Annotated in this window: 22 protein-coding genes; 19 read left to right on the top strand and 3 right to left on the bottom strand. The window is 42.6% G+C overall.

Going from position 1 to position 19,516, the window contains the following annotated elements; all coding sequences use genetic code 11:
- Window positions 1–26: 26 nt before the first annotated feature.
- The 8 genes from D8790_RS08675 to D8790_RS08640 all read left to right on the top strand — a co-directional run bounded on the left by D8790_RS08675 (window position 27) and on the right by D8790_RS08640 (window position 5,853).
- Complete coding sequence (locus D8790_RS08675; RefSeq protein WP_015605217.1) at window positions 27–299, top strand: PspC domain-containing protein; 273 nt, start codon at window positions 27–29, stop codon at window positions 297–299.
- 141 nt (window positions 300–440) lie between these two features.
- Window positions 441–932 (top strand): NUDIX hydrolase, encoded by a 492-nt coding sequence (locus tag D8790_RS08670; RefSeq protein ID WP_125388323.1) that lies wholly within the window; start codon window positions 441–443, stop codon window positions 930–932.
- Between the two features lie 143 nt (window positions 933–1,075).
- Entirely contained in the window at window positions 1,076–2,011 is a 936-nt protein-coding gene (hprK, locus tag D8790_RS08665) for an HPr(Ser) kinase/phosphatase (protein ID WP_048792079.1), read from the top strand.
- Window positions 2,004–2,783, top strand: a complete 780-nt coding sequence (gene lgt, locus D8790_RS08660; protein WP_125388321.1) for a prolipoprotein diacylglyceryl transferase — start codon at window positions 2,004–2,006, stop codon at window positions 2,781–2,783. The genes hprK and lgt overlap by 8 nt, the downstream gene beginning before the upstream one ends.
- Window positions 2,784–2,795: 12 nt before the next feature.
- Window positions 2,796–3,191, top strand: coding sequence for a DUF948 domain-containing protein (locus D8790_RS08655; protein WP_061910099.1), 396 nt, complete (start codon window positions 2,796–2,798; stop codon window positions 3,189–3,191).
- Between the two features lie 15 nt (window positions 3,192–3,206).
- Window positions 3,207–3,650 (top strand): YtxH domain-containing protein, encoded by a 444-nt coding sequence (locus D8790_RS08650; protein ID WP_061423198.1) that lies wholly within the window; start codon window positions 3,207–3,209, stop codon window positions 3,648–3,650.
- Window positions 3,651–4,251: 601 nt separating this feature from the next.
- Window positions 4,252–4,884: a CPBP family intramembrane glutamic endopeptidase gene (locus tag D8790_RS08645; RefSeq protein WP_125388320.1), complete on the top strand. Its 633-nt coding sequence runs from the start codon at window positions 4,252–4,254 to the stop codon at window positions 4,882–4,884.
- A gap of 126 nt (window positions 4,885–5,010) precedes the next feature.
- A complete protein-coding gene (locus tag D8790_RS08640; RefSeq protein WP_125388318.1) occupies window positions 5,011–5,853 on the top strand; it encodes a C39 family peptidase in 843 nt (280 codons plus the stop codon).
- Window positions 5,854–5,904: 51 nt separating this feature from the next.
- Here D8790_RS08640 and D8790_RS08635 read toward each other — a convergent pair whose 3' ends face one another.
- On the bottom strand, window positions 5,905–6,192 hold the full coding sequence (locus D8790_RS08635) for a DUF3270 family protein (protein WP_005589467.1): 288 nt from the start codon (window positions 6,190–6,192) through the stop codon (window positions 5,905–5,907).
- Between the two features lie 129 nt (window positions 6,193–6,321).
- On the opposite strand from D8790_RS08635, the gene D8790_RS08630 reads away from it, so the two are divergent.
- Complete coding sequence (locus tag D8790_RS08630) at window positions 6,322–7,251, top strand: peptidase U32 family protein (RefSeq protein ID WP_125388317.1); 930 nt, start codon at window positions 6,322–6,324, stop codon at window positions 7,249–7,251.
- Between the two features lie 129 nt (window positions 7,252–7,380).
- On the opposite strand, the gene D8790_RS08625 is transcribed toward D8790_RS08630, so the two are convergent.
- Window positions 7,381–7,944 (bottom strand): TetR/AcrR family transcriptional regulator, encoded by a 564-nt coding sequence (locus D8790_RS08625; protein ID WP_125388315.1) that lies wholly within the window; start codon window positions 7,942–7,944, stop codon window positions 7,381–7,383.
- 142 nt (window positions 7,945–8,086) lie between these two features.
- Here D8790_RS08625 and D8790_RS08620 point away from each other — a divergent pair, with 142 nt between their 5' ends.
- From D8790_RS08620 to D8790_RS08595, 6 genes are all read left to right on the top strand, one after another.
- Window positions 8,087–8,788, top strand: a complete 702-nt coding sequence (locus D8790_RS08620) for an ABC transporter ATP-binding protein (RefSeq protein ID WP_125388314.1) — start codon at window positions 8,087–8,089, stop codon at window positions 8,786–8,788.
- A 1-nt stretch (window position 8,789) separates the two neighbouring features.
- Window positions 8,790–11,513, top strand: a complete 2,724-nt coding sequence (locus D8790_RS08615; protein WP_125388312.1) for an FtsX-like permease family protein — start codon at window positions 8,790–8,792, stop codon at window positions 11,511–11,513.
- 94 nt (window positions 11,514–11,607) lie between these two features.
- Window positions 11,608–12,456, top strand: coding sequence for a metallophosphoesterase family protein (locus D8790_RS08610; RefSeq protein WP_125388311.1), 849 nt, complete (start codon window positions 11,608–11,610; stop codon window positions 12,454–12,456).
- 57 nt (window positions 12,457–12,513) lie between these two features.
- Window positions 12,514–12,963 (top strand): Rrf2 family transcriptional regulator, encoded by a 450-nt coding sequence (locus D8790_RS08605; RefSeq protein WP_125388310.1) that lies wholly within the window; start codon window positions 12,514–12,516, stop codon window positions 12,961–12,963.
- Between the two features lie 231 nt (window positions 12,964–13,194).
- Complete coding sequence (locus D8790_RS08600; RefSeq protein ID WP_125388308.1) at window positions 13,195–14,052, top strand: VOC family protein; 858 nt, start codon at window positions 13,195–13,197, stop codon at window positions 14,050–14,052.
- Window positions 14,053–14,087: 35 nt separating this feature from the next.
- Complete coding sequence (locus D8790_RS08595) at window positions 14,088–14,594, top strand: methylated-DNA--[protein]-cysteine S-methyltransferase (RefSeq protein ID WP_125388307.1); 507 nt, start codon at window positions 14,088–14,090, stop codon at window positions 14,592–14,594.
- 51 nt (window positions 14,595–14,645) lie between these two features.
- On the opposite strand, the gene D8790_RS08590 is transcribed toward D8790_RS08595, so the two are convergent.
- Window positions 14,646–15,728: a M24 family metallopeptidase gene (locus D8790_RS08590; RefSeq protein WP_045501069.1), complete on the bottom strand. Its 1,083-nt coding sequence runs from the start codon at window positions 15,726–15,728 to the stop codon at window positions 14,646–14,648.
- A 262-nt stretch (window positions 15,729–15,990) separates the two neighbouring features.
- On the opposite strand from D8790_RS08590, the gene yycF reads away from it, so the two are divergent.
- From yycF to D8790_RS08565, 4 genes are all read left to right on the top strand, one after another.
- Complete coding sequence (gene yycF / locus D8790_RS08585) at window positions 15,991–16,692, top strand: response regulator YycF (protein ID WP_045501071.1); 702 nt, start codon at window positions 15,991–15,993, stop codon at window positions 16,690–16,692.
- On the top strand, window positions 16,685–18,049 hold the full coding sequence (gene vicK, locus D8790_RS08580; RefSeq protein ID WP_005589490.1) for a cell wall metabolism sensor histidine kinase VicK: 1,365 nt from the start codon (window positions 16,685–16,687) through the stop codon (window positions 18,047–18,049). Before yycF ends, vicK begins: the two co-directional genes overlap by 8 nt.
- On the top strand, window positions 18,042–18,842 hold the full coding sequence (gene walJ, locus D8790_RS08575; RefSeq protein ID WP_037586201.1) for an exodeoxyribonuclease WalJ: 801 nt from the start codon (window positions 18,042–18,044) through the stop codon (window positions 18,840–18,842). The genes vicK and walJ overlap by 8 nt, the downstream gene beginning before the upstream one ends.
- Before the next feature lie 312 nt (window positions 18,843–19,154).
- Window positions 19,155–19,514 carry a YbaN family protein gene (locus D8790_RS08565; protein WP_062004124.1) on the top strand — a complete coding sequence of 120 codons (360 nt, stop codon included), beginning with the start codon at window positions 19,155–19,157 and terminating at the stop codon, window positions 19,512–19,514.
- Window positions 19,515–19,516: the final 2 nt, after the last annotated feature.

Here is a 19,516-nt window from a genome sequence, read left to right as displayed (position 1 = left end):
AAAGAATGAGAGTTGAGGTCATCATCATGAAAACTAAGTTTTATAAACTAAGAAGAAACCGAGTAATTTCTGGGGTTTTGTCGGGATTGGCTGATAAATTTAACTTTGATCTTGGCTTGTTACGCTTTTTATTCATCATCTTTACAGTTTTCAATTTTGGCTTAGGAATTTTGATTTATATTTTGCTGGCTGTCGTGATGCCTTACAAGGAAGATGTGGAAGCGGAAATGTATGGAACTGGTCCTCGCAAAATGAAAGATGCCGAGCCAATTAATGACAATGACGGCTGGTTTTGGTAAAATAACAAATATAAAATTCGGGAGTATGCCCGAATTTTTGCTAGATGTAGAAGAAACGAAAAGAGAGAATCTAGGGAAACGCAGCTGACGGAATCTGGAAGCTATTGCCGAAATACGAATGACTTTATCCAAGGAGGAAATATGACAGAAGTTTGGAATGCCTATGACTTGAATCGAAAACAGCTCCCGCATCTCCTAGTTCGAGGAGAAAAGATTCCTGAAGGGCAGTTTCATCTCTGTGTCAATGTCTTGGTTCGCCATCAGGATGGCGATATTCTCTTTATGCGGCGGTCAGCAAATAAAAGTCTCTATCCTGGCTACTATGAGTTTGGAGCGGGAGGTAGTGTGCTGGCTGGAGAAGATAGCCAGACAGCTGCCTTGCGGGAATTGGAAGAAGAAACAGGCCTGGTTCCCGACAGTATCAGACTGTTGGAGCAGGTGTGCTCTGTCGAAGACCAGTGCCACTTTGATTTCTATGAAGCGGTGGTGTCTGGGGACAAGAGCCAAGTTCGCTATCAGGCAGGCGAAACCGATGCCCATCTCTGGCTGCCTCTAGGAGAAATACCAGCTTTTATCGAGAGCCATCCTTGCTTTCAAAATCAGAAAAAAATTCTCCAAAGATGGATTGGCTAGTTATTTTGACTGGCCTTTTTGCTGGCTGGCAGATGTTTTCACAAGCATCTAGGGAAAAATCCTGCTTAATTTCCAATCTTAAAAACTCTTTTAGGGTAAAAATTTGCTATAATAGAGAAAGATAAATTTGAAGGGAGCAGGGAATGTCTGTAAAGGTCAAAGATTTGATTGAAAAAGTCCGTTTACGCATCGTTTACGGCAGTGATGACCTCTTAGAAAAGGAGATTTCGACATCGGATATTTCGCGGCCGGGTCTTGAAATGACCGGCTATTTTGACTACTACACACCAGAACGGATTCAGCTGATTGGGATGAAGGAGTGGTCTTATCTGATGAAGATGACATCTCACAACCGTCATCAAGTCCTTTTGAAAATGTTTCAACCAGAAACGCCAGTTGTCATTGTAGCGCGTGATTTGGAGATTCCTGAAGAAATGCGGCGAGCAGCCGAAGAAAAGCAAATCGCGATTCTTACCAGCCGCACATCAACCAGCCGTCTATCAGGAGAAATTTCTAGTTTCCTTGACTCACGTTTGGCGGTCAGAACCAGTGTTCATGGCGTATTGATGGATATTTACGGGATGGGAGTGCTGATTCAAGGGGACAGTGGTATTGGTAAAAGTGAAACTGGTCTTGAGTTAGTTAAGCGTGGCCATCGTCTAGTGGCGGATGACCGGGTCGATATCTTTGCCAAGGATGAAATGACTCTCTGGGGAGAGCCTGCTGAGATTCTTCGCCATCTCTTGGAAATTCGTGGTGTCGGTATTATCGATGTAATGAGTCTTTACGGAGCTAGTGCGGTCAAGGATTCTTCACAGGTACAGATTGCCGTCTATCTGGAAAATTATGATACCAATAAGACCTTTGACCGTCTGGGCAATAATGCAGAAGAACTGGAAGTTTCCGGTGTCAGAATTCCTCGGATTCGCATCCCAGTTAAGACAGGACGCAATATCTCTGTAGTGATTGAGGCCGCAGCCATGAACTATCGGGCTAAGGAAATGGGCTTTGATGCCACCAAGATTTTTGAAGAACGACTGACTAATTTGATTAGCCAGAATGAGGTGAAAGATGCTTGATCCAGTAGCTTTTTCAGTCGGTCCCTTTAGTATTCGTTGGTATGCGATTTGCATTGTCACTGGCTTGATTTTAGCCGTCTACTTGGCTATGAAGGAAGCGCCACGCAAGAAGATGATTCCAGATGATATTCTTGATTTCATTCTGATTGCCTTTCCCTTGGCCATCCTTGGAGCGCGACTCTACTATGTGATTTTTGAATGGTCTTATTATGGCAAACATTCTCTGATTGAGATTTTTCAGATTTGGAATGGTGGTTTAGCCATTTACGGTGGTTTGATCACCGGTGCCCTTGTCCTCTATTTCTTTTCTCAGAGAAGGCTGATCAATCCTGTTGATTTCTTGGATATTGCAGCGCCTAGTGTCTTGATCGCTCAGAGCATCGGCCGTTGGGGCAATTTCTTTAACCAAGAAGCCTATGGAGCGGTGGTCAAAAATCTTAATTATCTGCCGTCCTTCATCCGTAACAATATGTACATAGATGGTGCTTATCGCCAGCCAACCTTTTTGTACGAATCCCTTTGGAATTTACTTGGCTTTGGGCTACTGCTAATCTTACGACGCCGGTCTAAATTCTTCCGTCAGGGAGAATTGGCAGCCTTTTACCTGATTTGGTACGGCTTTGGCCGGATGATTATCGAGGGTATGCGGACCGATAGTCTCATGTTCTTGGGTGTGCGTGTATCTCAGTGGCTGTCTGCAGCTCTGATTTTACTAGGCATCGGCATTATGATTTACCAAAGAAAAAAACAAGCCCCCTATTATCAAGAATGAGAGGAGAATATTATGCTTGAAATTGCTTATACTTTAGTTGCTGTCGCTTTGATTGTCTTTCTAATCTACATGACCCTCACCGTCAAAACTCTCGGTGATAAGGCTGCAAAAATGCTGGATGAGACAGAAAATACGATCAAAGTGTTGACTTCTGATGTTAATGTCACCCTACATCAAACCAATGATTTGATTGCCAAAGTCAATGTTTTGACAGATGATATCAACCACAAAGTAGCAACGATTGATCCGCTTTTCAATGCGGTGGCAGACCTATCCGAATCAGTATCTGATTTAAACGATCAGGCGCGTGTTTTAGGAAAAAAGGCAGTCGCAGCAGGAAGTACGACAGCTAAAACAACAGCAGGTCTAACGGCCCTTCGTTTGTTTACAAAATTATTCAAAAAATAAGAAAGTAGGTTTACTATGGGAAAAATTTCATCACTTTTATTAGGTGCTGTGTCTGGTGCAGCTGCAGCGTACTTTCTAACCAGCAAAAAAGGTAAAGAAATCACTGAAAAAGTTCAAGACTTTGTCGTCGACTATCGTGAAGATCCAGATAAGACTCACGAAGCCGTTGTCCAATCAGTAAAGGACTTTTCAGATCAGGCTGTTAAGGCCATCAACCAAACCAAGGAAAAGGTTGAAAATGGCGAAATCACAGCAGAAACAGTATTGGAGTCTGTTAAGGATACGACCAAGTCAGTTGTGGACTATTCACAGGATAAATTCCAAGAAATCAAAGAAAAGTTTGAAAAAGAAGAGGAAATTCTTGAAGAAGAAATTTCTGATATCGTGGTGGAAGAAGGAGAAAAAGCCCCTTCAGAAGAAATCATCATTGATTTAGAAACAGAAGAACTTGAAAAATAAAAAATTAGGCTAGCATTTGCTAGCCTATCTTGATTCTTAGAGGCTTTTCTCTTTAAATAGAAGAAAAAAGATTAAAGAAATTTACTTGTGCATAAAACATATATAAAGTAGCATGTATTTTTAGAATACTAACACTAATAGTAGATAATTCAATAGAGTCAAAGTTTGTTGAAATGGATGTTATTATGCACACTGTGTGTAAATTATATATTAATTGACAATAATAATTTTAAGTACTACAATAAATTTAAGGGATATTCAGAGCTTAAAATTATATTTTTATTATATGAACGAAACATATTTATAAATGTAAACAATTTGTCGAACATAAATATATCTAGTATTTAAAATACAGTTCAGCGTGATTTCAGGCTTTCCGTAAGGTAGGAGGTATCTTAGTAGAAATATTAAATTTAACAGTGAGGAAGAAGTATCGCTTGACAGCTGTTTCTTGGAATTTGATTTGAATCAATCTTCTTTTGGAAATGGAGAATGTCAGGTGCTATAGATATTATTATTCTCCATAATACCGACTTGTTTAAGAAATTTATAGACTACTATATAGAATTCTCTAAAACTGGGAAGGTAAAGGTGATTAAAAATGAAGAAAAGTTATAAGAAAGCTTTGGTTGTTCTTACGCTAGGAATTCTATCTGGTCTGTGGGTTGTGCTACTGAGATTAGAAATTTTTCCAAAAACTTATGAGAGAATTTTGATGTTGATATTTACCTTGATGTTAATCTTAGTGTGCTATCTGATTTCGGTTAAATATAAAGTAGTCAATCCGATTCATTTAGATCATTTAGAAATGAAAAATGTTTTGTATGCTATAGCTATAGTTATTGGTTTACGATGTTTTGTTAGAATATTTGAACCTATACTAGGGCCATTTGCGAATGATGGATTAGTTGATTTGATGTATGCGAGGTTAGGTTTCCCTCTAATCTATCTATTTTTCATACTATTGATACCAATTCTTGAAGAATTGTGTTTTAGAGGGGTTATGATGAATTATTGTTATTCCCTTAGTCGTAAGGGCTTAGTAATCACATCACTGCTCTTTGGTATAATGCATGCCGTAAGTGAAAGTAATCAAGATTCATTTGTAAGAGCACTGTTATTTTATAGCATAATGGGATGGGGAATGAGTATGCCTTATTACAAAGGAAAGAAGATTGAGTATTCCATCTTAGTTCATATACTCAATAATGGATTGGCTGTTTTGATGTTATAAATTCAGTAGCTGTTTATAACATCAAGTTATTTTTCTGATTAAGATAAAAATCAGGCTAGCATTTGCTAGCCTATCTTGATTTTCGACCTAGAAAGCGTTATTATATAGATAAAAGGGGGTGTTGGTATGAAAAATCTAAAAGTACTTGCCTTGCTTGGTTTAGGCTGCTGCTTACTAGCCTGTTCTCGGCAGAAAGCATCAGAGTCCCCTCAGTCTAGAAGTTCTGACTCTTCTTCTAAGGCTTCGAGCACGAGTCAAGCCCGCTCGAAAACAGCTAGCAGTAGTCAATCTAGTGCTAATCAATCTAGCCCTAGCCAGAGCTCTGCTTCTGCGGAGTCAGAAAGCTCTAGTCAGACCAGTGAAAAGGTCAGAGAGGAGGAGACACAGCCTTCTAGAAAAGAAGCATCATCCCCAATCAGAAAGCGCCTGGAAGTCCCCATGCAGATCCAGCGAGCTTGGAATACTTGCGCACCGACCTCTGTCAGTATGATTCTAGCTTACAGGGGCGTTCAGGCTAGTCAGGAAGAATTGGCACGAGCGATGGGCACTGATGAGACCTTCGGTACCCATAATGTCAATGCAATCCGTGTCTTAAATCAATATTTATTTGGTTATGCGGAAGTGCCAGCAGGTCAAGCGGGCTATCATCTTGCTACAGTGACTAGTAGCGCCTCGAATTCGGAAGATATGCGTCTTTTTAAAGAGCGCCTGCGCAAGAATATTGATGATGGCTATCCGCTCTACTATACGATTGATAATGCCTCCATCTACCCAGGTCACAAGGGTGAACACAATGTTGTGGGGACAGGCTATGAATTATCAGCAGATGGCAGTGATCTCCTTGCAGTTTATTACATTGATCCGTCCTACACCGTTCAGGATCCAGTCTATGGAGGGCTAAAAAAGGTAACTCCAGAAGAATTATTGGCAGCTATGTGTGCTTGTCAGGAACCAAATTACGCTTGGTAAAGAAAAGAAAAACGAGATCTTTCGATCTCGTTTGATTTAATTCGTAGATAATCAATGTTTCTTTCTCCGAACAGTGCGATATCCTTGAATAATCATAAGACTTAGGACAATAGCAAGTGAGAAAGATAGAAAGGTGCTCATTTTTGCAGACAAAAAAATAAAGCTAAAAAAGACTGTCAAAATACAGAATAAAGCGATATTTATAAAGAAAAATAGCTCACGTAATTGTGATGCCGATTCTGCTTGGGGCAGGTATTCTTGATAGGATATTTCCTTAGTTTGCTCTGTCGAATCATGCAGGGGCGCTGATTCAAACTGTTTAAAATCTCTTACAGCCATTGTCTCTCTCCTAGTAGTACCTTATCATTCTATCATGTTTCTATGATTAGATATATTACAAGATAGTTACAAAACGAATAAAATCGAATTAAGAAATCATAAATCCTATTTTTTTGGTATAATAATGATATGAAAAATATAATCATAACAGCAACAGCTGAAAGTATAGAACAAGTTCAAGCCTTATTGGAAGCAGGAGTAGATCGTATTTATGTCGGTGAGGAAAAATACGGTCTTCGTTTACCGCATAACTTCACTTATGACGAATTAAATCGTATCTCACAAATGGTTCATCAGGCAGGAAAAGAAATGACCGTTGCCGTCAATGCTTTGATGCATCAGGACATGATGGACCAGATCAAGCCTTATTTGGATTTTCTTCAGGAGATTGAAGTGGACTATATCACCGTTGGGGATGCAGGTGTATTCTACGTCTTGCAGCGGGATGGTTATAAGTTGAAAACGATTTATGATGCTTCAACCATGGTTACCAGCAGCCGCCAGATTAATTTTTGGGGCAAGAATGCTGGGGTGTCAGAAGCTGTTTTGGCGCGGGAAATTCCATCGGCAGAACTCTTTAAAATGCCAGAAATTCTTGAGATTCCAGCAGAAGTCTTAGTTTATGGTGCGAGCGTTATCCACCACTCTAAACGTCCGCTTTTGCAAAATTATTATAACTTTACACACATCGATGATGCGAAATCAAGAGAGAGGGATCTCTTTCTTGCGGAACCGAGCGATCCTCAGAGCCATTATTCGATCTTTGAGGACAAGCATGGGACTCACATTTTTGCCAATAATGACTTGGACTTGATGACCAAGTTGACAGAATTGGTTGACCACGGCTTTATTCATTGGAAATTGGAAGGTCTCTATACTCCTGGTCAGAATTTTGTTGAGATTGCTAAGCTCTTTGTTCAGGCAAGAGATCTGATTGAAAAAGGTGAATTTAGCCATGACCAAGCTTTCTTGCTAGATGAGCTGCTTCACAAATTGCATCCGAAGAATCGTTTTCTTGATACAGGATTCTATGATTACGACCCAGACATGGTGAAATAGACAGGATTTTGTTGCCTTTATCTAAGTGGGCATCACCAAAAAGCTATTTGCTCACCAGAAATGTTTTAAGAAAAGGCACAGATGAATCTGCGCCTTTTTGAGTTCTCATCTATAAAAGTGGAGTGCTGGTTATGATTTCCAATAATCATAATTGTAGGTAGCTAGGATCATTTGCGTAATTTCTTCAGGCTCTTCCTGAGCTCCGCCAGCTATCCAAAGAGAAATAATCCCCTCGACACTGGATAGGAAGATTTCCAAGGCGTATTTCTGAGGGATATGAAAGTTCTCCTCTAAAAAACGCTGGGTCGCAGCTTTTTGATTATCGCTCAGAATGATACTGGTTATGAATTCCCGAATAGCTCCGCGAAAGTCAATATAATGGCTTCTGGTCAGGGCATTGATCAGACGTTCATTAGCACGCAGTATATGAAATTTGGCTATCATGAACCGTTTGGAATATTCGCCTTCTTCTTCAAACAAACTATAACTATAAAGTTGAGAAATGATGTCGCTTTTGAGGCTATCAATCATCTGATACTTATCTTGGTAGTGGAGGTAGAAGGTGCCGCGATTAATCCCTGCTCGTTTGCAGAGCTTGCTGATGGAGATAGTATCAAACCTTTCCTCAGATAGTAGCTGAATCAAGGCTTCTTTGATGTCTTCCTTGGTACTAGTTTTTCGTTTCTGGGCCATTTTTTCTTCCTTTTCGCTTAAATCAACACTTTGTTGATTTCTGATTATTGCTTTTTGTCTAAGCTCATTATATAATATCTGTGATTTAGAATCAACATCTTGTCGATTTAAGGAGATGGGGTTTGAAAAGGAGAGAAGCGATATGGCTTATATTGAAATGAAACATAGCTTTAAACGTTATCAGGTAGGTGAGGCAGAAATTGTAGCTAATCACGATATTTCTTTTGAGATTGAAAAGGGGGAACTGGTCATTATCCTGGGTGCTTCTGGCGCTGGTAAGTCTACGGTGCTCAATATTCTCGGCGGGATGGATACCAATGATGAGGGAGACATTCTGATAGACGGTCAGAATATTGCTGACTACAATTCCCACCAGCTGACGGACTATCGTCGCAATGATGTGGGCTTCGTCTTTCAGTTTTACAATTTGGTGCCCAACCTGACGGCCAAGGAAAATGTCGAATTGGCTTCGGAGATAGTCAAGGATGCTCAAGATCCAGTAGCGGCTCTGACAGCAGTGGGGCTGGAAAAACGCCTCAATAACTTTCCAGCCCAGTTATCAGGTGGGGAGCAGCAGAGGGTGTCTATCGCTAGGGCTGTGGCAAAAAATCCCAAGATTTTGCTCTGCGATGAGCCGACAGGGGCTCTGGACTACAATACTGGCAAGCAAGTGCTACAAATCTTACAGGACATGTCTCGCAATCAAGGAGCGACGGTGATTATCGTGACCCACAATGCTGCCTTGGCTCCCATTGCTGACCGGGTTATCCGCATGCACGATGCGAGAGTCAAGAGTGTTACAGTCAATGAACAGCCACAGGATATAAGTACATTGGAGTATTGATATGAAGAGAAAGATTTATTGGAAAGATATTCTGCGCTCCTTCACTAGCTCCAAAGGCCGTTTCCTATCTATTTTAATCCTCATGATGCTAGGCTCTTTAGCTCTCGTGGGACTCAAGGTCGCTCCTCCCAATATGCGCAGAACAGCAACAGATTACTTGAAAGAGCAGCGAACCATGGACTTGGCTATTATGGCGGACTATGGATTAGATGCGGAGGATCAGAAAGAGCTGGAAGCTATCAAGGGAGCTGATGTCGAGCTTGGCTATCTGACAGATGTCACCGTAGACGAGGAGGCCCTCCGAGTATTTTCAGATACCAAAGATATCTCAAACTTTCAAGTGACCTCTGGTCGTCTTCCTAAGAAAGAGCAAGAAATTGCCTTGGCTAGCTTTTGGTCTAAGAAATATAAACTTGGTCAGGAGATTGTTCTGACCGAGAAAGCAGGCAGTCGGTCAGTTCTGAAAAACAAGACCTATAAGGTCGTGGGATTTGTCAACTCGGCAGAACTCTGGTCTGATAGAAATCTGGGCAATGCGACTAGTGGAAGCGGTGCTTTATCAGCCTATGCTGTAGTCAGCCCCAAGGCCTTTGATACAGATGTTTATAGTATTGCCCGCTTGCGCTATCATGATTTAGAAAAGCTGGCTCCCTTTTCTGAAAGCTATCAGGAGCGTTTGGAGCAGCACCAGACTGCTTTGGACAAGAGCCTGGAAGATAACGGAGCGGCTCGCTTTAAGCGATTAGAGGCAGATGCCAAAAGCACCATTCAGAAGGGCCAAGATAAGATTAGTCAGGCTGAGAGCGAACTGACCCAAGGTAAAAAGCAATTAGAGCAAGCTCAGAATCAGCTGAACCAGCAAAAAAGCCAGCTAGATGCAGCCCAAGCTGCTTCTATCCTCCCTCCTGCTCAGCTCAGCCAGAGCCAGCAGCAGATTCAGGAAGCTGAATCCCAGCTCAATCAGAAAAAAGCAGAGCTAGCTCAGGCGGAAAAAGACTTATCAGCTAGCAAGGACAAGCTAGCTGACGCTAAGGCAAACCTGAGTCGTTTGAAAGAGCCGGCCTATCATAGTTATGACCGCAAGTCTCTGCCAGGTGGGAATGGCTATCATATGTATAAAAACTCCATGAATAGTATTGCGTTGATTGGTAATATTTTCCCAGTGGTGCTCTATTTGGTGGCGGCTATAGTGACCTTTACCACCATGACTCGCTTTGTCGATGAGGAGCGAACGAATGCAGGTGTCTTTAAGGCTCTAGGCTATCATAGCCGCGATATTATTCGCAAGTTTGCTCTTTACGGTTTGGTGGCGGGGAGTCTAGGTACCCTCATAGGGATTCTGCTGGGGCACTATTTCTTGTCTGGAGTGATTTCTTCTATTATTACCAGAGGGATGGTGCTCTCTGCCTCTCATGCATATTTTTATATTTCCTATAGTTTACTGGCCCTTGGACTTTCCTTTCTATCCAGTGTTCTCCCTGCCTATTTGGTGGCAAGACGGGAGCTAACAGAAGAAGCAGCCCACTTGCTTTTGCCCAAACCACCGGTCAAGGGCTCCAAGATTTTCTTGGAAAGACTGCCCCTTATCTGGCGACGTCTTAGCTTTACTCAGAAGGTCACAGCACGCAATATCTTTCGCTATAAGCAGCGGATGTTTATGACCATCTTTGGTGTGGCGGGTTCTGTTGCCCTGCTCTTTGCCGGTCTAGGACTCCAATCTTCTATTGGTGGTATTCCAAAACGTCAGTTTGAGGAGATTCTGCGATACGACTTGATTGTCGCTGTCAATCCTGGGGAGAATCAAGCTGAGCAAGACAAGCTGAAAAAGATGTTGGCAGATGACTCGATTGCTGATTATCAGGAGATCTATAGTGAAACCTTGACAGAGAAATACAAAGGGAAAAAAGAGACAGAGTCAGTCACTTTAATGGTTACGGACAAGGAAAATTTCGAACCTTTTATTTATGTGGAAACTCCTGATAACCAGCAAAAGCTGAGTCTCAAGGACGGTGTAGTTGTTTCGGATAAATTGGCTCGCATAGCTGGAATTAGCCCCGGTGGCAGTATAGAGCTGGGTGGCAAGCCTGTCAAGCTCGCAGCAGTCAATGAGAATCATTTTGGCCATTTTGCCTTTATGAAGGCAACTGACTACCAGAAGATTTACGGGAAAAAGCCTGAGAAAAATGCTTATTTAGTGCGGCTCAAGGATTCTTCCAGCAAAAATATTGTGGACAAGGCCAATGAATTTATGAGTCTCAAGTCTGTCAAGAGTGTTTCACAAAATGCAAGCATGGTGGAGCAGTTCAATGTTTTAGCTAATTCTCTTAATAATACGATGATGATTTTAGTGCTGATTTCTATTCTTTTAGCTGTCGTCATTCTCTACAATCTGACCAATATCAATGTAGCTGAGCGGATTCGCGAACTGTCTACTATCAAGGTTTTGGGCTTCCATAATAAGGAAGTGACCTTCTATATCTATCGAGAGACCATTATTCTTTCAGTGATTGGGATGGCAGTTGGGCTTCTAGGTGGTTTCTTCCTGCATCGTTTTTTGATTGAGAAGGTTGCGCCTAGCATTATCAGCTTAAACCCTCAAGTAAGTCCCTCAGTCTATCTGTTTCCTCTAACAGCAGTGACTCTTATTCTGACCTTGCTTGGCTTCTTTGTCAATTACCGCCTCAGAAGGGTGGATATGCTGGAAGCACTCAAGTCTGTTGATTGATAAAAAAGACTTCAAAACTTTCACTCACTTGATGGGTGGAAGTTTTTTTGAACTTTGATATAATATTCCTTGTAAAGAAAGAGAAAGACACACGATGACACGAAAAATTGCCTTATTATCCGATGTGCATGGAAATAGCACAGCCTTGGAAGCAGTACTGGCGGATGCGGAAAGCCAGCAAGTGACAGACTATTGGTTTTTGGGGGATTTGCTCCTGCCAGGAACCGGTCGCAGAAATATCTTAGATAGGATGGAGCAGCTGCCCATCAGCCTCCAGGTCAGAGGGAATTGGGAAGACAGCCTCTGGCATGCCCTGCATCAAAAGCTGGATTTGGATCGTCCCAGCCATCTCTACCTGACCCGGCTCTGCCATTATGTCCTAGAGGAAATCCGTCCTGAAGAGATTGACCGTATACAGGAACTTCCTCTGCAAATCTTGACAGAAGTAGAGGGATTGAAGATTGCGGTTAGTCACCATCTGCCAGATAAGAATTGGGGGCGGGAGCTGATTCATATTGGCGAGCAGAGCGATTTCGACCGACTTTTTGAGGGAAATGACTGTGCTGTTGCTGTTTATGGTCATATTCACCAACAGTTTCTCCGTTATGGGACTAAGGGCCAGCTGATTATTAATCCTGGCTCTATTGGTCAGCCGTTCTTTCTAGATTCAGCTTTGCGTCAGGACTTGCGAGCCCAGTATGCCATTTTAGAGATAGATGAGACTGGTCTGACTGATGTCGACCTTCGGCGCGTGGCCTACGATGTGGAACAGGAGCTACGATTGGCTCGGGAGCTCCACTTGCCTTACTATGAGATTTATCGGGAGAGTTTGGTCAATGGTATCCACCATACCCATAACCACGACCTGCTGCGGGAAATCAGTGAGCGGGAAGGCTATGCAGATGAGATTGCAGCTTTCTTAAAGTCCAGTCGTAACTCTTGAAGTTACACCCTTTTTGGGATATAATAGTGAGAGAAAATGATGAGGGAGGAGAAAAAAATGCAGATTTCTAGCCGCTTTACCATTGCCACCCATATGCTGATTGTACTGGCTTTGGAAGGAAAAAAACGAAAACTGACAAGTGATATCCTTGCTGGCAGTGTCGGAGTCAACCCAGTCATTATCCGCAAGACTCTGTCCCAGCTCAAGAATGCCGGGATGATTACCGTTGCTCGTGGAACTGGAGGAGCAGAGATTGCCAAAGATTTGAAAGACATTAGCCTGTTGGACGTCTATAGTGCCGTTGAATGTTTGGGCAAGAGCGGCCAGCTCTTTAGTTTTCATGACAAGCCCAATCCAGACTGTCCTATCGGCAAGAACATTCACAATGTCTTAGACGATCGCTTGGCAGCTATTCAAGCAGCCATGGAAGCTGAATTGGCTCAGACCAGCCTTGACGTGGTCGTCGCAGCAACCGAAAAAGAAATTAAAGAACAATCTGTTTCCTAGTGAGCAGATTGTTTTTTGGGGTGAATAATATTCTGAGATGTAATTGTTGACATTACATTAAGATGTGCTATACTAATAGATGTAATGAAAACAATTACAACACGAATAATCCTTCGGAGCAAATGGAGATGTGGAAGACTGCATCAAGAAACGTATTTCTGTTTTGGGAATAAAAAGAAAGATTGGGCAGGAAAACTACTGAACTTTAAAATTAAAGAGAGGAGAAAGAACATGACTTTTGAATATCAAAGCAAAATTTATCTAGGAGAGGTGGCACTTTATGTTGCCGATTTAGCAAGACAAAAGGACTTTTATCAGCGTGTTTTAGGGCTGGAACTTTTGGAAGAGCAGGACGGACAGGTGGCTTTGGGCAGGGACGGACAAGTGCTGGTGAGACTTTTAGCGACCAGTGACCGGCAGACCGTCAAGTCGGCTTACGGTCTTTATCATCTGGCGCTTTTGCTTCCAAGCCGTCAAGCCTTAGCAGATATCCTGAAGCATTTATCCGAAAATAAAGTACCTATGGTTGGAGGAGCGGACCACGGTTATAGTGAAGCTATTTATCTGGAGGATCCAGAAGGCAACGGCATTGAGCTTTATCGGGACAAGCCTCAGGCTGATTGGGATATTCGAGAAGATGGCCGCATTATCGGAGTGACGGAAGCGCTTGCGGCTCAAGAAATCTATGAACTAGGTCAGGAAATCCAGCCGTTTAGTATTGCCGAAGGAACTCGTATGGGCCATGTCCACCTGTCTGTGAAAAATAGCAGAGCAGCCAGTCATTTTTACCAAAAGCTTCTAGGCTTGGAGGATAAATTTTCTGTACCTTCTGCTAGCTGGCTGGCATCCGGAAACTATCATCATCATTTAGCAGTCAATGAATGGGGAGGTTCTCACTTGAATCATCGCCAACCGAAGCAACTGGGACTAGCCTATTTTGAAGCGCAAGTAGAAGGGAAAGAAGAACTAGTAGCTATTTATGAAAATGCTCAGGTCTTACAAGCGCCAGTCCGATGGATTAGCTCCCAAGAGCTAGAAGTCACAGACCCAGATGGGATTGTGGCAAAAATTAAGACAAGAGTGGTATAATAAGGCATATCAAGAAGATCGAAGAAAGAAAAAATATGTACAAGACTTATTATACATCGCCGATTGGCCGGATTCTCATCTTGACGGACTCAAATGCCTTGTTGGGACTTTGGCTTGAGGGACAGAAATATTTTGGGGGAGGCTATGATTTGGAGCAAGCAGAGGAGGAAGAGACAGAAGTCAGCCGACGCGTCTTTGCTTGGTTGGACGCTTATTTTAAGGGAGAAAATCCCGCAATAAATGAAATTCCATTGGCACCTCAAGTAACTGAGTTTAGAAGCAAGGTTCTGACTGTGCTGCAGAAGATTCCCTATGGGCAAACGGCTACCTATTCAGATATTTTGCGAGAATTGCAGGCTGAGTATGGAAAAAATGGCTCGGCTAGAGCAGTCGGTGGTGCCATCGGTCATAATCCTATTTCCCTTCTGATTCCTTGTCATCGGATTGTCGGAAGCGACGGCAAATTGACCGGCTATGCCGGCGGTCTGGATAAAAAAGCCTTTTTGTTGAAACTAGAGGCGGGGGAGAAAACAACAGGATAAATAAAACTATTAAGAAACTAAAAAAGCACCNATNGGTGCTTTTTTAGTTTCTTAATCAAAATACAGCAAGTCCTTGCTGGTTTCGGTGAAGAGTTCAAAGCCATTCTTGGTGACATAGCCGCAGTCCTCGATGCGGACGCCGACCTTGCCAGGGATGTAAATACCAGGCTCGACAGAGAAGCACATGCCCTCTTCGATGACCATGTCGTTGCCCTCCATGATGGATGGAAATTCGTGGACGTCCATACCGATACCGTGGCCGAGACGGTGATTGAAATACTCACCATAGCCCGCTTTTTCGATAACCTCACGGGCGGCGCGGTCTACTTCATGAGCTGTGACGCCTGGTTTGATAAAATCAAGTGCAGCTTGTTGGGCTTCCAGAGTCAGATAGTAGATATCCTTTTTGAACTGATCTGGCTGGCCGACAGCGACAGTCCGTGTCATATCACTGGCATAGCCATTGACCATGCAGCCCAAGTCAAAGAGGAGGAGGGCGTTGTTTTCAATTTTATTGGCACCGGGAATGCCGTGCGGATTGGCTGCGTTATTGCCTGTCAGAACCATGGTTTCAAAGCTCATTTCATAGCCTTCTCGCTTGATGGCAAAGTCGATTTGAGCGATGATGTCTGTTTCAGTATTTTCTAGTGAAATATTGTCGAAACCGATATTGACAGCCTTGTCAGCATATTGACCGGCTACTAGCATTTTCTGGATTTCATCGGCTGACTTGATCAAGCGCAAGCGGTTAATGTAAGGGGTCAGATTGACAAATTCAGCCCCATTAAAAACAGTACGCAGGCCGTGATACTTAGTTAAAATCAGATTATCAAACTCGACCGCTACTTGTTTGAAGGATTGAGATGGTAGAGAAGCCTTGATCTTTTCCCAAGGATTTTCAGAATCGACATAGCCTATAACTTGAAAGTCTACGGTAGAAGAAGCACGCTCAACTTCTAGTGCTGGTACGAAAAGGAGTGGCTCATGGTCAGTGTAGACGAATAGGAACATTTGGCGTTCATGTGGATCGCTGTAAAAGCCTGTTAGGTAATGAATGGTTACAGGATCAGAGATTACAGCCACATCCTGCTTTTCATTTTCAAGATAAGTGATGATTTGATTGATTTTTGTCATAGTTCAACCTTCTTTCTATGCCTCTATTTTTGCAGAAAAAGTGAAAAAAATCAAGGATTTTAGTGAGGATTCCTTATCATTGCTTGGAATTTTCGCAAGAGGGAAAGCTAAGGTAAAATTTCTATAAGAATGTTGGAATATAGTGTGCGAAAATAGTATTTTTTAAGGAAAATTTGATATAATAGTGCTTATGGAGCGGTAGGACAGATACAAAAATAATAGATGTCTAAGCTTAAAAATTGTATAGATATGAAGGTAAAAAATGAAAAAAATATTAGTTGTAGATGACGAGAAGCCAATCTCGGACATTATAAAGTTTAACATGGCTAAGGAAGGCTATGAAGTACTGACAGCCTTTGATGGTAAGGAAGCTCTAGAAATGTTTGAAGCAGAGCAACCGGATATCTTGATTCTGGATTTGATGTTGCCAGAAGTGGATGGACTGGATGTTGCCCGGACCATTCGCAAGACCAGCAATGTGCCGATTATTGTACTTTCGGCCAAAGATAGCGAGTTCGATAAGGTAATTGGTCTGGAGATCGGTGCCGATGACTATGTGACCAAGCCCTTTTCAAATCGTGAATTATTGGCTCGGGTCAAGGCCTTGTTGCGCCGTTCTGAACTAGTCCCAGATAGTCATGTGGATGAGAGCAGTCCAAAGGAACTGTTTATTGGGGATTTGCAGATTCTTCCAGATGCTTTTGTGGTGAAAAAACATGGGAAAGAATTGGAATTAACCCATCGTGAATTTGAACTTTTGCACCATTTGGCGACTCATGTTGGTCAGGTCATGACGCGTGAGCATTTGCTAGAGACCGTCTGGGGCTATGATTACTTTGGAGATGTGCGGACAGTCGATGTGACTATTCGCCGTCTGCGCGAAAAAATCGAAGATACTCCAAGCCGTCCGGAGTATATCCTGACTCGCCGCGGTGTCGGTTATTACATAAGAAATAATGATTGAAACGCTAAAAGAATTCGTACTTTCTCCTGACTTTGTCTTTTCACTGATTGTTGTCGGCTTTATCATCGTCGTGGCTCTTTTGCTACTGGAAAATCGACGAGATACTCAAAAGCTGGTGCAGTTAAACCAAAAGATCAAAGGATTGATTGCAGGAGATTATTCAGAAGTTTTAGATATGCAGGGCAGTCCTGAAATCACGGACATGACCAATTCCATCAATGATCTCTCTGAAGTCATCCGCCTGACGCATGAAAATTTGGAGCAAGAAACCAAGCGTCTATCCAGTATCCTGTCTTACATGACGGATGGCGTGCTTGCGACCAATCGCCGAGGACAGATTATTACCATCAATGACATGGCAACCAAGCAATTGGGTGTCAAACGTGATGATGTCCTTAATACCAGTATTTTAGATTTGCTGGATATTGCTGATGAGTATGATCTGCGCGAATTGATCACCAAGGTTCCAGAATTGACTATTGATTCTCAAGATGAAAATGGTGAATATGTAAGCCTGCGGGTTCGCTTCGCCTTGATCAGACGGGAGTCAGGTTTTATATCAGGGTTGGTAGCAGTGCTACATGATACAACGGAGCAGGACAAGGAAGAGCGGGAGCGTCGGCTTTTCGTTTCCAATGTTAGCCATGAATTGCGGACGCCTCTAACCAGTGTGAAATCCTATCTGGAAGCCTTGGATGATGGCGCTCTGTCAGAGCCTGTTGCACCGGAATTTGTCAAGGTTTCACTAACCGAGACAAACCGTATGATGCGGATGGTGACGGACTTGCTTAGCTTATCGCGGATTGATAATAATACCAGCCATCTGGATGTTGAGCTGACCAATTTTACAGCCTTTATCACCTATATCCTCAACCGTTTTGATAAGATAAAAAATCAGGATGAGACCAAAAAATATGAGATTATCAGGGATTATTCAATTACACCGATTTGGGTAGAGATTGACACGGATAAGATGACCCAGGTGATTGATAATATCATGAACAATGCCATCAAGTATTCGCCTGATGGTGGGACGATTACGGTTTCTGTGAGAACAACAGATGTTCAGTTGATTCTCTCGATTTCAGATGAAGGTCTGGGCATTCCCAAGCAGGATCTGCCAAAGATTTTTGATCGTTTCTATCGGGTGGATAAGGCCCGCAGTCGAGCCCAGGGAGGAACGGGCTTGGGTCTGGCTATTGCTAAAGAAATTATCAAGCAGCATCATGGCTTTATTTGGGCCAAGAGTGAGTATGGCAAAGGATCTACCTTTACCATTGTTCTTCCATATGATAACGATGCTGTCCGTGTAGATGACTGGGAAAATGAAGAGAATGTAGAAAGTGAACATGACTAAGGGATTTCAATATAGTATTCTAGCATCAGGCTCGAGTGGCAATTGCTTTTATCTGGAAACAGACCAGAAACGACTGCTTGTTGATGCTGGTCTATCAGGGAAAAAAATTACGAGTCTTTTGAGCGAAATAGATCGCAAACCAGAGGATTTAGATGCTATTTTGGTCACCCATGAGCACAAGGATCACATCCATGGTGTGGGGGTTTTGGCGCGTAAATACAATCTAGATATTTATGCCAACGAAGCAACCTGGCGAGCGATGGAAAAGGACTTGGGCAAGCTGGATGCTAGTCAGAAGCATATCTTTGAAATGGGTAAGATGAAGACTTTTGGCGATTTAGATGTCGAAAGTTTTGGAGTGAGCCATGATGCGGCTGCTCCCCAGTTTTATCGCTTTATGAAGGATGGCAAGAGCTTTGTCATGCTGACGGATACGGGCTATGTCAGTGACCGCATGGCAGGAGTCATTGAGAATGCAGATGCTTATTTGATTGAGAGCAATCATGATATCGAGATTCTCCGGAGCGGTGCCTACCCGTGGAGCCTGAAACAGCGCATCCTGTCTGACTTGGGGCACTTATCCAATGAAGATGGTGCGGAAACTATGATTCGTACACTTGGCAATCGCACCAAGCGCATCTATCTGGGGCATCTGAGCAAGGAAAATAATATCAAGGAGTTGGCTCATATGACCATGGTCAATCAACTGGCTCAAGCAGACTTGCCAGTGGGCCATGATTTCCAGGTCTTCGATACTTCTCCTGACACTGCAACGCCTTTGGTGAATATCTAATCATCAGTCGCTCAGAAAGAGAGTGGGACAGAAATCGGTAATTCGTTAGAATTTGATTTCGTCGTCCCACCTCCGCACAGTTGAGTAGGGCTGTAAAAGCTGATGAAATCAGCGTAGTAGAGCCCGCTCAACCACTGCGTCTTGCTCGACAATCCAAAGAAAATTGAGAGGCTAGGACTTTTGTCCCAGCCTCTTTTTTAGGATTGACAAGAATTATTTTTTATGGGAAACTAGTTTTATATTTTTTAGCTTGTTTTTTATACTAGAGAGGAAGCTAAAGAATGACTATGAAAATGTACGTGAGGAAACCAAATGCGCCTGATTTATTTTGTGATTGCCTGTCTATCTTTGGCTTTAGGAGTGCTGGGGATTTTTCTGCCCCTTCTTCCTACGACTCCTTTTTTACTTTTGTCTATTGCTTGCTTTTCGCGTAGCTCCAAGCGGATTGAGAATTGGCTTTATCACACCAAGATATATCAGACCTATGTCGCAGATTTTCGGGAGACAGGCTCGATTGCCAAAGAGCGCAAGAAAAAGATTATCGTGTCCATCTATATCTTGATGGGAATTTCTATTGCGTTAGCCCCGATAATTTGGGTGAAAATTTTCTTGTTCGCCCTGACAATCTTTATTACTTATTACCTTTTCAAGGTCATCCCAGATAAGGAATAGAC

Origin of the sequence: Streptococcus cristatus (assembly GCF_003943535.1) — a bacterium.
Lineage (GTDB): Bacteria > Bacillota > Bacilli > Lactobacillales > Streptococcaceae > Streptococcus > Streptococcus cristatus_L.
This window is presented reverse-complemented; position numbering and strand designations above follow the sequence as displayed.